The organism is Gemmiger sp. (genome assembly GCF_057431175.1).
This window is the reverse complement of sequence record NZ_DBMDDV010000008.1, coordinates 60581-73904: the sequence shown is the minus strand read 5'-3', so window position 1 is coordinate 73904 and position 13324 is coordinate 60581. Positions and strand designations below refer to the sequence as shown.

General features: G+C 54.9%; 13 protein-coding genes. 3 read left to right on the top strand and 10 right to left on the bottom strand.

Annotated elements, in window-relative coordinates; all coding sequences use genetic code 11:
- Positions 1-756 precede the first annotated feature (756 nt).
- Complete coding sequence (locus tag ACZO0A_RS04975) at positions 757-2532, bottom strand: alpha/beta hydrolase family protein (RefSeq protein ID WP_302377091.1); 1776 nt, start codon at positions 2530-2532, stop codon at positions 757-759.
- Between the two features lie 378 nt (positions 2533-2910).
- On the opposite strand from ACZO0A_RS04975, the gene ACZO0A_RS04970 reads away from it, so the two are divergent.
- Positions 2911-3777 (top strand): helix-turn-helix domain-containing protein, encoded by an 867-nt coding sequence (locus tag ACZO0A_RS04970; protein WP_291210282.1) that lies wholly within the window; start codon positions 2911-2913, stop codon positions 3775-3777.
- A 78-nt stretch (positions 3778-3855) separates the two neighbouring features.
- On the opposite strand, the gene ACZO0A_RS04965 is transcribed toward ACZO0A_RS04970, so the two are convergent.
- The 4 genes from ACZO0A_RS04965 to rlmD form a co-directional block, all read right to left on the bottom strand.
- A complete protein-coding gene (locus tag ACZO0A_RS04965) occupies positions 3856-4599 on the bottom strand; it encodes a tRNA threonylcarbamoyladenosine dehydratase (RefSeq protein WP_302377089.1) in 744 nt (247 codons plus the stop codon).
- A gap of 129 nt (positions 4600-4728) precedes the next feature.
- Positions 4729-5214: an HD domain-containing protein gene (locus tag ACZO0A_RS04960; protein ID WP_215691345.1), complete on the bottom strand. Its 486-nt coding sequence runs from the start codon at positions 5212-5214 to the stop codon at positions 4729-4731.
- 47 nt (positions 5215-5261) lie between these two features.
- Positions 5262-6563 carry a hypothetical protein gene (locus ACZO0A_RS04955; RefSeq protein ID WP_302377087.1) on the bottom strand — a complete coding sequence of 434 codons (1302 nt, stop codon included), beginning with the start codon at positions 6561-6563 and terminating at the stop codon, positions 5262-5264.
- Positions 6564-6634: 71 nt separating this feature from the next.
- Complete coding sequence (gene rlmD / locus ACZO0A_RS04950) at positions 6635-7807, bottom strand: 23S rRNA (uracil(1939)-C(5))-methyltransferase RlmD (protein ID WP_486846125.1); 1173 nt, start codon at positions 7805-7807, stop codon at positions 6635-6637.
- Between the two features lie 138 nt (positions 7808-7945).
- On the opposite strand from rlmD, the gene ACZO0A_RS04945 reads away from it, so the two are divergent.
- The gene (locus ACZO0A_RS04945; protein WP_302376920.1) at positions 7946-8566 is read left to right on the top strand and encodes a flavodoxin family protein; all 621 of its coding nucleotides are present in this window, start codon (positions 7946-7948) and stop codon (positions 8564-8566) included.
- A 106-nt stretch (positions 8567-8672) separates the two neighbouring features.
- Here the strand turns inward: ACZO0A_RS04945 and ACZO0A_RS04940 are convergent, their stop codons facing one another.
- Together ACZO0A_RS04940 and ACZO0A_RS04935 are read right to left on the bottom strand one after the other, a co-directional pair.
- Entirely contained in the window at positions 8673-9287 is a 615-nt protein-coding gene (locus tag ACZO0A_RS04940; RefSeq protein ID WP_302376922.1) for a hypothetical protein, read from the bottom strand.
- A gap of 13 nt (positions 9288-9300) precedes the next feature.
- On the bottom strand, positions 9301-9840 hold the full coding sequence (locus ACZO0A_RS04935; RefSeq protein ID WP_302376924.1) for a phosphatase PAP2 family protein: 540 nt from the start codon (positions 9838-9840) through the stop codon (positions 9301-9303).
- Positions 9841-9958: 118 nt separating this feature from the next.
- Here ACZO0A_RS04935 and ACZO0A_RS04930 point away from each other — a divergent pair, with 118 nt between their 5' ends.
- Positions 9959-11251, top strand: coding sequence for a hypothetical protein (locus ACZO0A_RS04930; RefSeq protein ID WP_302376926.1), 1293 nt, complete (start codon positions 9959-9961; stop codon positions 11249-11251).
- Positions 11252-11406: 155 nt separating this feature from the next.
- Here the strand turns inward: ACZO0A_RS04930 and ACZO0A_RS04925 are convergent, their stop codons facing one another.
- The 3 genes from ACZO0A_RS04925 to ACZO0A_RS04915 all read right to left on the bottom strand — a co-directional run bounded on the left by ACZO0A_RS04925 (position 11407) and on the right by ACZO0A_RS04915 (position 13207).
- Positions 11407-11949 carry a DUF4830 domain-containing protein gene (locus tag ACZO0A_RS04925; protein ID WP_215691327.1) on the bottom strand — a complete coding sequence of 181 codons (543 nt, stop codon included), beginning with the start codon at positions 11947-11949 and terminating at the stop codon, positions 11407-11409.
- A gap of 114 nt (positions 11950-12063) precedes the next feature.
- A complete protein-coding gene (locus ACZO0A_RS04920) occupies positions 12064-12915 on the bottom strand; it encodes a glycerophosphodiester phosphodiesterase family protein (RefSeq protein WP_486846124.1) in 852 nt (283 codons plus the stop codon).
- Between the two features lie 67 nt (positions 12916-12982).
- A complete protein-coding gene (locus ACZO0A_RS04915; protein ID WP_302376931.1) occupies positions 12983-13207 on the bottom strand; it encodes a hypothetical protein in 225 nt (74 codons plus the stop codon).
- Positions 13208-13324: the final 117 nt, after the last annotated feature.

Genomic DNA, 13324 nt, shown 5'->3' with positions numbered 1-13324 from the left:
TCCTTGATTTAACTAGGAGGATGCGGCGCAGCGGGACGCTTAACTTATGATATTGTTACAGTAAAAGACGCGGCAGGTCGGCCAAAAAGGCGCACAACGCCCCTGCACGCAGAATATACACAGAACCGTCAAAAAAGACGTTAAATATCGTAAAAAAGCGGCGTTCCCGGTGGGCGACACCCTTTAAGGAACCACGCGCAGGTCACACCTGCCGTCTGGTTCTTTATTTCCTAGTTCTAATTTTACTTTGATTTAGTGCTTTTGTCAAGAAGAAGCCGGGGTCAAAGTGGTATTTTTCATGCAAAACGCCCTCATTTTATACTGACATCGTAGATACGTTAAAAAGCAGCAAAAAGCATTTGCCAAAGCTGCGATTTACACATCAGCTAAAAAACAGGGATAGCCTCTTACCAAGGTCATCCCTATTTTTTTGCGTTTTCTTTCAGCAGCGTTCCCGCCACCTATCCGGCTTGTGATTTCCGCACAACCCACGGTCCGGCTCTGCAATCGACTGATACCGACCCAGCTCACTGCTTCACGTCTTAAATAAAAGCGGGGCCAGCTTTCGCCGGCCCCGCCTACTTTACCGAGGCTAATTTTATTTTACCGGTGTCTTAGAGCTGTCACGCATCATCTTTGCGAAGATATTCTAATGCTTTTGTTTCTAACATTTTAAAGCGTACGCTCTTTATCGATTTGGATTGCTTTGTTCAGCAGCTCTTTTTATTGTATGCGTGGACACCTTTCCACAAGAGATCAGATAATCATGGCAATACTGTTGGAGCTAACCATGCCAAATGCAACCAGTGCCGTACCAATAAATACACCAGGCCAGATGCTGTTGGTCTTTCTGCGGATAAAAATTGCCAGACCGGAAGCCACGCAGAACTGCAGCAGCACATTAGAAAGGAGCAGCATGTAGAAGTGTGCAAAATGACCTGTGTAGAACGGGCGGTTCAGACGCAGCGTTACTTCATAGAAGATGAAGAGCAGCAACATACCCACCATGCCAATGCAGGCGCCCAAAATAACCGACTTGGTCATATCCTTACCTTTGCTGACATCTCCGCGGAACTGTAAAGTATTGCCTGCAAGCGTAACCAGCAGGAAGTATGGCAGCATACCAAGGCAATACCAAGGCATCGTTGCACATTTGGCGTCATTCAGCAGACGGAAGCTGACACTGAGGCCGTGAACATCTGTATCCGCATAGCGATAGATCAACATCAGGACAAAGTATCCCAGCATAAACAGGATCAGTGCAAAGACGGCAGATTTTACAATATAACCAATGTGTACTTTGGTATCACTACCTGTGGCAAGGCCGTAGCTGGAAACATTGCAGCCTTTCTTTTTGCCATACATAAAGTGGTACGCAAGGAAGAATACCAGCATGCCGCAAGCCGCGAACAGGCTCCAGATCAGAAAGCCATTGGGGGTAGTACCCAGCTGGAACAGTTTATTAGAAGCCATCTGGTTGCCGACCGCTGTACCGGGGAAGAAGAACAGTACCGGAATCAGTGCCAGAATAGCAGCGCAGATCCACCAGCCCTTTGACTTAAAGGCAAATCCTGCTGTAACCTGCGGGGCAGGCAGCTTCAGGGACGAGAACAGGTCAGAATCCAGCAACAGATCTGCCACGCAGAACAACATCATAACGATGCCAATGATCACAACAAACAGCGCCACAAAGTTCCAGCCGTAAATCATATTGCTTACAGGAAGCGGATTAGGTGCTTCCATGCTGTTCATGGCGGAGTCCACTACCAGGCGGACAAACTGACCCCAGTACATATCATCTGCATGCGTCTGGTTGACCACATAGAAGATGCGTGCATTGTGGTCTTCCCACGAGCCATACAGTTTGTTGGGTTCGATCTCATCCGTGCCGAACAGTTCTGTCAGGAACGGATCTTTAAACAATTCATCAATCTTATTGACGCGCGCCAGCAGACCTTCATCATGCTGCCCGGAGATCTGTACAAAGTCCAGGTTGTAGGTGGGCATAGCCTCGCTGTAAATAACATCAGAAATGACCAAGGAAACCTGACGTTTGGTTGACAGGCAATAGCTGTAAAGCGAACCCATGGAATGTCCGCCCACGCCAATCTGGGTTGCGTCTACGAATGGCCGATTTGCCAGATAGTCGTAGACTGTTTCCAGCTCCATAGCACCGTGGTTCGTCCAATACTGCGAAGCATTATCAACTTCCGTATCGCCACAGCCGGTATAGTCCACCAGTGCTACCACAAAGCCACGGCGTGCAATCTCACTGGCCCAAGGAGTAAGCAAATCGGACGGGCTGTCACCACCGGGGCAGATAATCATGGCCGGGGCAGGTGCCTCCTGCGTTGCCGTTTTGGGGATATAAATTCTTGCACTTACCGTATAACCATTGTCATTCATCAGATAGAGGCGATCTGTTTTAATTTTTCCAAAATCCGTGTTGATTAAGTTAGAAAAGAAACTGCCAACCAAAATCAATACGAATGAAATCACCAATAAGATAGAAGTACGTTTTCTGTGTGTCATCGTTTATCCTTCTTTCCATTTTGATTGAAAATGTGTGTGCCTTGGCTGCAAGCACCGCTTGCTATGAGGGATACAATTTTGTTCTGTACCTTTTCACCACCTTGTGTTCTTGATTCTTCTATTTGCGTCAGTCAATCTAACTCTCCGCTTCTTCGCTGTGCAGGCAGTGTCGCGATCACCAACCATGCAACCAGGAAGAAAAAGGTCATTCATACAACTAGCAGGATTTCCACGCTCCTGCGATTTGTGCATTTTACCTTTAAATCATTGTTTTTCTTGAATCTTTGTGTTAATATTATACCATTCCAACACCGAATGAAAGCAATTCTTTTCCCATATATGGACATTTATTGACATAGTGGATTGTGAGAACCTGTTATGCTTGCAAAATTTGAAAAACGCGCCTATGTAGGCAGTGAAAAAGTGTGGGTCGGCAAGTACAGAAACCTGCAGAATATATCCCACTGGCACATGGAGCATGAAATGATCGTTTGTATGGAAGGCTGTGCCCAGGTCATGGTTGCCGACACAATTTACACTCTTCTGCCCAAGAGTGTCATTTTTTGTCAAAGTGGGTGTGTGCATTACATCCATACCGATCCTGATTGCCTGCTGCTGGTATGCTTATTTGATGAGAAACTCTGTGAACCGCTGACACATCCTTATCAGCTGTCAACGCCGCTTTTTCAGGATCACTATAATGTTCTGGAAAGGCTCACTGCCATTCGGCAGGAACTTTCGGAACAGCCCCGCTTTTTTGAGGTCCGCACAATTGCCATGATTGAGGAATTGATGACGGACATCTTTCGCAGCGAACCCCTTATCGCAAACGATCAACAGCCAAGCGAAGTCACCGCCCGTTACAAACAGCTTCTGGACCGCATCGACCACGAATTTTACAGCATTACCTTTTACGATGCCGCCCTGTTTATGAATGTTTCGGAATCTTACTTTTCCCGCTACTTCAAACGCCAGGCGGGCATGACCTTTTCGCAATATCTGAATGTTGTGCGGATTGAAAAAGCTGTGCAGATCATCAATGCCGAGCCAGACTTGAAGGTAACCGATGTCATGTCGCGCTGCGGCTTCAACACCATTCGCAGCTTTAACCGGGCCTTCAAGCTCATCACCGGTTACACACCGCGTACAATTCCCAAAGGATATGTACTGAACACCCGATCTTTCCCCGCAGTACAAGGCACTTTTGACCCCACCCTTGCCGAGGCTGAATTACTGGCAGAATAATATAACGTCACCTAAAAGGTGCCGTGCGAATGGGAATCTACCATTCGCACGGCACCTTTTGGATTATCCTTGCTTTTATTATTTTGTGCCGCGGTAGACCCCGGCCTTGCGCAGAATGTCCTTGACGACCTCCGATCCGCAGACCAGCCCGCAGGCGGCGGGCACAAAGGCATTGCTGGCGGGCACGGTGCGCCGTGCGGCAACCGGGGTCTCGCTCGTCTCATCTGCCAGCGGCGGCAGGGGCGGCTCCTCCGAAAAAACGACCTTGACCTTGCCCAGGCGGCGCTTGCGGCACTCGATGCGGATGACCTTTGCCAGCGGGTCAACGGTGGTTTTCTCGATATCCGCCACTTTGAACGCTGTCGGGTCCAGCTTGTTGGCTGCGCCCATGCTGCACAGGATCGACACCCCGGCCTCTTTGCAGCGGCGGATCAGCAGCAGCTTGGCGCTGACCGTGTCGATGCAGTCCAGCACGTAATCAAACTGCGTCAGGTCAACATCGGCGGCTGTTTCGGCGTTATAAAACATACGGTTAGCGTGTACGACGATGGTGGGGTCGATATCCGCAATGCGGGCGGCCATAGCGTCCACTTTGTATTGACCCAGCGTGGAGTGCAGCGCCACCAGCTGGCGGTTCAGGTTGGAGAGCGCGACGACGTCGCTGTCAAACAAACTCAGCTCCCCTACCCCGCTGCGGGCCAGCACCTCAACGGCCTGGCCGCCGACGCCGCCGATGCCGAACACGGCCACATGGGTCTTGCGCAATGCGTCCAGCGCGGGCGTGCCCAGTTGGGCGCGGGTGCGGGTGTATTGGTCGGGCATGAATGGTTCCTCCCTTATATTCTATGCCGCCCAGTAGGGGCCGGACATTTCCGGCCCCTACTGGGCGGCCTCACGGCAAACGTTCTGTATCGGTATGGCTGAGGGCCGGGCATACCCGGCCCCTACGGTTCATTTGTTTTTTCGTTTGGCACGCCGTTCCAACACCGTCTCATAGCTCGACGACATCTTGTCAGCCATGCAGACCAGCGCGGCCTCGCGGCTGTGGGGGATGTCGGTGGGGGTCAGCGGCCACATATGGCTTTGGATAATGTCCTTTTCCTTGTCGGTCAAGGCAAACACAACTTCAGCGTTATAGCGTGCAATGCGCGGGTGCTTAAAGCCATGCCAGTGCGTGATATTGCTGCAATTATGCCAGTCATACAGGTAAAAATCATGCAGGAACGCACCTTTTACCAGGCTGGCCTCGTCGGCGTGGGCACGCAGATGGATGTTGAGCCAGAATGCAATGCGCGTGACCCGCATACAATGCTCGTAGGTCGTCACACTGCCGTGCTGGATGAACTTTTGCATTTCCAGCGCGTTGGGGTCGTCGGCAATGCCCTTTAAAAGGATGTGCATACGCACTTCTTCCTCGGGTGTCAGTCTGCAGAACATAGCAATTCTCCCTGTGTGTAACTTTTATCGAAAAAGTCACTTGACCTTTACATTACTTCATTGGCATCTGTCACAATGGCATTGAAGATTTCAATTTCTTCTCTGCTTTCCATATGCAAGGGATTGGAAAGTTTTGTGTCCATTAAGCTGGATTTCAGCCTTTCACAGCAGGGCTTAAAGGAAAGATATGTAATGCTGCCACCAAGAACGCCTCCTGCAACGGGAATGGCCTTTTTGAAAAAGCCCGCAAAGACTTCCTTCGTCATCTTTACGCCAAACCACTTTGCAACATTTTTTACAATAGGATAAATCACGCCTTTTGTAAGTGCCTTTTTCATCAACTGCTTTTCAACGCCAACGCCGAGAGCCTTCGCCATTGCCTTCATTGCATTGTTGGCTCCCGCAACGCCAAACATAACGCCCATGGCTACAATCAGCGTGTTCATTGTGGGCGTGTCGATTTGTGCTTCATTATCTGCGGTTACAATTTCCGGGAAGCCGTACAGGTACATGAGTTCTTGTGCCACTCTGAGTGTATAGCCGTAATACTGGATAATATCTGCGGGGATTGTTGCTGCCATAGCCGCGCCTCCTGGCGCACCTAATGCGGCAGCAATACCAGACACAAAATACCGTTCACGCTGAATAACTGCATCAGCGAGCGCATTTATATCCTCCATGGGAATATTTGCATAGAGAGGTGTTGTATCGATTGCCTTGCGCACAGTTTCGGCATCATAGTGGATTCTTAACTCGTTTTCCAGAAATTTACTTCGTTCAACCTTTACGCCCGGTGTTTTCAATCCTAGGATAATAATGTCTTCAATGTCTATTTTGCCATCGTGATTGATGTCTAGTTGCTCTGCAAGGGCATCTTTTGCACTTGCCCCTGCATTTAATGCAGCGGCCTTTCCTGCGGCGAAGGTGTCCCCTGTTTTTTGAATCACACCCCCAATGTTTTCAATAATTTTAGCTGGAACCACAACTTTGTTTTTTTCATTGACCGTCGTATCTTCCTCAAAATCATCGATGTTGTTTTCCGAAACATCATTCATAAAGCCGCAAGACAAACACTTCCATGTTCCGGTAGATGTTGTAAAATCAGGCTGAACATTCATGAATTTCCCGCACTCATCACAAAACCAGAATATCGCACCATCCAACACACTTTTTTGTGTAATACAGTACGCACATCTTTTGCAGCGCCATACGCCCGCCTTGAGTTGCATTGCATCCCCACAGCAAGGACATTCCATCGACTTTAATTTCATGAATTGTTCGTGCACCTTTTGGTTGTCCTCTCGCTTTTCTGTTTCATACAATGTCCGCACAATGTTGCCCTTTTTCATTTTATAATACTCCTTTACATTTTAGTGGCGACTTTGACTCGCCATAAAACAAGATGTATTTTTCGCGTACCTTACTTCACCAGCAGGCATACCGTCTCCACATGCCGTGTCTGGGGGAAGAGGTCTACCGGGCAGAATTTGGCGGCGCGCCAGCCCAGGCGGGTGAAGGCGGCGACGTCGCGGGCCAGGGTCTCGGGGTCGCAGCTGACGTAGACGACACGGCGCGGCTTCATCTTGTTCACGGCGGTGATGCACTCCGGCGTGCTGCCCGCGCGGGGCGGGTCGAGGAACACCACATCCGGGCGCAGGCCCTCGCCTGCGGCGGCCGTCATCCATTCGGTGGCATCGGCGCAGACAAAGTGGGCGTTGGCGATTTTGTTGCGGCGGGCATTGGCGGCGGCGTCCTTCACGGCGGCGGGATTGCGCTCGACGCCGATGACCTGTTTTGCCTGCGGCGCAGCGCACAGGCCGATCGTTCCGATGCCACAGTAGGCATCAACGACTGTCTCACGACCGGTCAGTCTGGCGAGTTCCAACGCCTTTTTGTACAGAACTTCCGTTTGTGTGCGGTTGACCTGGTAAAAGCTGCGGGAGGAAATCGCAAACTGCGTGCCGCACAGCGTATCCAGCACAAAGCCGGGGCCGTAGAGCGTTTTTTCGCGATTGCCCAGCACAGCGCTGGTGCGGGTAGGGTTGATGTTCTGCAGGATGCTGACGACCCACGGCGCTTTTTTTCGCATCGCGGCGCAAAAATTCTTGCTGCCGGGCAGTTCGGGACCAGGCGTGACCAGTGTGACAAGCACTTTGCCGTCAGCGGAACTGCGCAGCACCATATGGCGCAAAAGCCCGGTGCCGCGGTCCTCGTCGTAGGCGGTCCAGCGGCAGGTGCGGGCGGCGTCCAGCACAGCGGCCAGCGTTTTGTTCAAAATATCCTCCTGCAGCAGGCAGTCCGCACCGGGCAGGACCTTGTGCGTGCCCTCGGCGTACAGGCCGCAGACGAGCTTGCCGTGCTGGGCAGCAAAGCTGGCGATAGCCTTGTTGCGATAATGCAGCGGGTCGGCCATGCCCTGCACGGCCTTGACCGGCGCAAAGCCGCCCAGCAGTTCTTGCAGGCGGGCCTGCTTTTGGGCCAGTTGTTCCCGGTAGGGCATGGCCAGCAGCGGACATCCACCGCATTTTTTGGTAAAATTCAGGCAGGTAGTGGTCATGGGGATGGACCTTTCTTTAATGATTCGTTTAAACATAGCAGGGGCCGCATATATGCGGCCCGCAAGTGGTCGTCTGCCGGAAAGCCGCGGGCGGCCTACATGCCGCCCCTACACAAATGCTTGCGTACTATGCTATAATGGTATACAGAGCAAATCTAAACGGAGGCATCTGTTATGAATGTATTACTGATCAACGGCAGCCCGCACAAAAACGGCTGCACGAACGCGGCACTGGCCGAGGTGGCCAAGACGCTGAACGAAGCGGGCATCGAAACGACGATCTTCCCCATCGGCGCGGCCCCGGTGGGCGGCTGTGTAAGCTGCGGCGGCTGCGGCAAGGCGGGCAAATGCGTCTTTGGCGGGCCGGTGGCCGACGTGCTGCCGCTGGTGGAAAAGGCTGACGGCATCGTGTTTGGCGCACCGGTACATTACGCCACGGCGGCGGCCAGTATGCTGGGCTTTATGCACCGGCTGGCCATCAGCGGCGGGAAGTACCTGCGCCACAAGCCTGCCGCAGTCGTCACCAGTGCCCGCCGCGCTGGTACGACCACCGCACTGGAAGCAATGGAGAAGGTACCGCAGTTCTTTGAGATGCCGCTCATCAGCTCAACCTACTGGCCGATGGTCCATGGCGGCAAGGCCGAGGACGTGCTCTCCGACGAGGAAGGCTTGCAGATCATGCGCAACCTGGGCCGCAACATGGCGTGGATGCTCAAGTGCATCGAGGCTGGCAAGGCTGCGGGGATCGTGGCCCCGACGGCGGAGAATGATAAGCGGACGAATTTTATAAGGTAAAGTTGGTTCTTGCGGGAAGGCGGCAAAGCCCTTCCGGTCATCGCTATCGCCCGACCACCTCCCCTGTGAGGGGAGGCTTTTTTTCGCGGGCTTTGTCGCTTTGCCTTTACGCCAAACTCTTGCTTCTCCCGCCGTTCACGTCCTCCTCGGTCACGGCGTTGGTCGTGGTATCGGCGATGTGGGCGTTTTCGGGTGCATGGCCGGTGGGCCAGACATCCTGCAAAAGGTCCAGAATCGGCTCATAGTCGCTGGTGCGGGCGGCGGCGGTCACATAGACCGTCTCACCGCAGTCGTAGTCGATCTGCGCAAAAATCGTCTGATAGCTGCCGCAGTCGTAGCGCACAGCCTCCACAGCGGCATCGGGCACAGTAAAACCAAAATCATACTTGACCGTGCCGGTGGTTTCTTCCAGTTCCTGGCCGGACTGAGTCAGAAAGTCCGTGTAGATGTCGGTCTTTTGCAGCAGCACCACCGTGTAGCTCAGCTGATTGCCCGACGTCAGGGACAGGGTGTCGTCCTGCGCCATGACCGGCTGTTCCCACTGGTTCTGGTCGTAGACAACGGTCACGCCGTTGCCGCCGTCGCACTGTGCATAGTCCGGCTCGTCGCTTTTCACAAAGCTGTCGCCGCCGTAAAGGTAGAGCATCACATCCTGAAAGCTGCACCCGGTCAGGGCCAGCGCAGTCACAGCGGCCAAAGCGGCCGCAGCAAGTTTTTTCATAATTACGTTCCTTTTACAAAAGCATAATGGCGTAGAACCCCAGGGCAGACGCCGCAAGTACAAAGGCGTTCCAGCCCAGTACGGAAAACACTGTGCCGAAGGCCAGGCCCGCCAGCGCGTCGCTGACATAGTGTACCCCGGTCACGACGCGGCAGACCGCAATGACCACCGCCAGCACGGCCAGTGCCAGCCCCCAGGGCTGAAACACGTACCACGCTGCCCCGGCGATGGCCGCTGCCGAGAAGCAGTGGCGGCTGGGCATACTCTGCCCGGCCTTATCCTTGGGGAAAAGCGGCGTGAACCCCAACGCTGTGTAGGGGCGCGGGCGGTCAATGGCCTTGCGCACCAGCGTCCCAACCAGGAACGCCGCCGCCGGTACGACGAGCGCGGGCCAGAACTGCCCCATGCGATGCCAGACCAGCCAGGCCAGCATACCGAGATAACCCAGGTAGACCAGCGCCACCGCGCCGCGGCTGACGACACGCAGCGCCATTTTAGCGACGGGTCTGGCGTTGAACCACCCGATAACGGCGCGGTACTGTTCAGCATTCATAGGGGCATCCTCCCACTAATAATAATACAGTATAAGAATAACATTCTGGAAAAGGGTTGTCAAACCGTGGGGGAAATGTTTATAATAAGTTTAGTTCTACATTAGGAGGTATCCCCTTTTGTTTGGTTTTGCAAATGGGCTGCTGCTGCTTTTGCTGGCGGCGGCTGTGATAGATTTTGCCCCGGTGGTGCGGCGGCGCTTGTCCCCTGCCAGCTGGTGGCATGACGAGCGGTTGCTGTTCACCCCGCGCGGCGGCGATTTGCGCCAAAAATACGGTGCATGGGCGTTTTTGCTTGGCGTGATGGTGTACGAGTTCCTTGTCGTATTCAACAACAGCATGGCGCGGGAGAACTGGCCCTGGCTGCAAACGAGGGTCTCCCCGGTGCTGGACTGGGTCATCTACCTGTGCTTCGGGGCAAAAATTTTACTGGGTACAAAGTACAATGGCCGCAGCATTTTGTGCTCCGGTATGCTGTATTTTGTGGCGCGGTGGGTCTATTTCAACGGCCAGAACATCTGGTGGCTGGGCCTGTGCATGGCGCTGCTGGCCGCCAAGGATGTGCCGCTGCGCCGTGTGATGAAAGCGTTTTTGGCCAGCGGCGTGCCCACGCTGGCACTAGTGCAGGTGCTGCACTTTGCGGGCATCATTGCACCCAACGCCGCCAGTGAGCGCGACGGCAGTTACCGGCTCATGTTCGGGTACGGCCACCCCAACACCTTCGGCGGGGTGGTGCTCGGCCTGCTGCTGGCCTGGGTGCTGCTGCGCCGTGCCCGGCTGACCTGGGCTGAGCTGGGCGGTCTGGCCGCCGTGGGCGTGTTTTTGATGGTAGCGCCCAAGAGCCGCTCGTCAGCGCTGTGTACGTGTTTATTGGTGTTGCTGCTGGCGCTTGCCAAGCTGTACACCCGCAAAGGCCCGCGCCCGGTCGGGCGGCTGGCGGCTGGCGGCTGTGCGGCGCTGGTGCCGCTGCTGGCGGCGGTCAGCTATATTCTGCCGCTGTTCGTCGTAAAAATCGGGCCGTGGGCGAACGATATCGGCCCCGGCTGGCTGAAAAAGCTCGACGATCTGCTGACCTGCCGCATTTCGCTGGCATGGGCGGCCTACCGGATGTTCGACATAAAAATTGCGGGCCAATTCTTACAGGAATGGCCCGCGCTGGACAATATTTTTGTGTATCTGCTCTACCTGACCGGCCCGGTCATGGTCGTTCTGGTCTGCGCACTGATGATGGCGGCCTTGTACGGCTACGCCCGGCGCGGCGCGTGGCAGGCCGTGGCGTGCCTGGTCACGATGCTGGCCTACGGCTACATGGAGAGCCAGGTCATCCACCTGACCAGCGACCCTGCCGTGCTGCTGTTGTGCGGTGCGGTGTTCGCACTGCCGAGGGATAAGTGGATGTTTGAAGATGAGTAAAAGGCTTTTTCCCGCGGGAGAATCTGTCCGCGAAACGGACTGATGGGGGGCGGCATTGCCAATATTGCCCTCTAAATAGGTAGCAAGACGAACGCGCCCCTCATCCGGCCTCGCTTTGCTCGGCCACCTTCCCCCGATGGGGGAAGGCTTTTTGTTTAATCCTCCGGGAACGCATCTGCTGAAATTTCCACGGTCTCCCCTTCCTCCAACGCGGCGTCGGCGCTGGCTTTGGCGGCGGTGACAAGGCCCGTCACTTCACCCGACGGCTTTTGCAGCAGGTAAGCCCCCACGGCCTTGGCCTTGTAGACCAGCAGCACGCAGTAAGTGTCGTGGTCGCCGGTGGAAAGCTGCGGGCAGAGCACCGTCCACTTTTCCACCGTTTTACCCTTGTAGTCGGCCAGATCCAGGCCGCTTTCCTGTACGATCTGGTTGAACGCCGTGAAACTGTCGTCCCACTTTTTGGGAATCTTCACTTTGTCCACGGCGGCACTGGCAAGGTCGGTGTCAAAGCCGTAGCCGGTAAAGTAGGTGCCGATGTCCTGGGTCGTCTCGATGCCCGGCACCGCCGCAGCCGACACCGTGACCGCCCCGCCGGTAAAATGCACCGCCGCAGCCACCGTGCCGCACAGGCACACCGCGCACAGGGCCAGCGCCCCGGCCTGCCGCAGACCCGGTTTGGTAACAGTAAATAAAAACATAAACGCAGCCCCCTCACACATTGTCAATGCAATGTATGCGGGGGCTGCGGCGTTTATGCGGTTATCGTGCATGAATTGCGGGCGCCTATGGAATGCGCCCCTACGGCACAGCGGTTACTCCCGGTATGTCTGCTTTGGCGCGTACCACTGGAAGATAACGGCGTCGTTCTCCGCTTCCAGCTTGGCGGTGTCATGCTCGGGCAGGGCCGTCCACATGACCATCATAGCGCCCAAGGCCGCATTGAGCTTCACGGCCCAGTTGCGCTTGGCAGGGCACCAGGCGATGAAATCCGGCCGCCCCAGAAAGTTGCCGAACAGGTGGGAGAACGCAAACGCCGGAACGGCGTGCGTCCCATCCTTGCGGTAGCTCTGGTAGCTGTCGGCCAGCTGGCCGCGCAGGATATCCGGGGCTTGCCGCCGCACAATGCCCACGACGCGGGGGTCAAAGCTCTCGATGCAGTAGGGACCGGGGTAGGCTTTCAGCTCGGCGATCGTGGCGCGGCAAAGCTCTTCCAGGTAGGTCTTGCTGTACTCGGCGCGGCTCTTGATCTCCACGATCAACGGCGTGTCGGGGTTTGTTTCGGCCACAGTGCGCAGCATATCGGCAAACAGCGGTGGGTGCTCGTTGCTGCCCGCCAGCGGCTGTGCCGAGAAGTCAGCCCAATCCATATCATGTACGAAGCCTTTGGCCGGGGTCATGCGGTCCAGCGTGTCATCGTGGAACACCACCAGCCGCCGGTCCGACGTAAACTGCACATCCAGCTCGATGCCGTAGCCATTCTGCGCGGCGGCGGCAAAGGCGGGCAGGCTGTTTTCCGGCGGGCGCTGATCCTTGCCAAAGTAGCCGCGGTGGGCACAGTTATGCCCCACAAACGGCGCACGCAGGGCATCCCGGCGCTTATTCGGCCAGACGGCGAACAGCACCAGCAGCACCAAAATCAACACAATGCAAAACAGGATTTTCATAAGTAGTCACTCTCCTGCCGTCATTGTACCGCGCCGCGCGGCAAAATGCAACCGCCGTTTGCAGATTTTACGATTTTTCGCGCCGCACCATCGGCAGGTCCGGCATGGTGTCATATTGTATAATGCTGTCCAGCATGGCCGCAAAGCCCCGCGGGTCGCGTATCTGGTACTGCATATAGTTATGCCCCGCAAACACCGGGAACCGCCCGGCCGGGTAAGCCTGCATGACGACGGCACGGTATTTGTAGTGATCCTCGGCATCGCCAAAGGCAAACCAGCACCGCGCCTGCATTTCGGGATTTCATATTCCTATTCTATCACACTTTTGTAAATTTTTTTCGATTTTTTCACAATTCTTCCACTCTTGCGTTGTATTGTGGTAAAATAGAAATGGAGAAAGCAGCAAGGA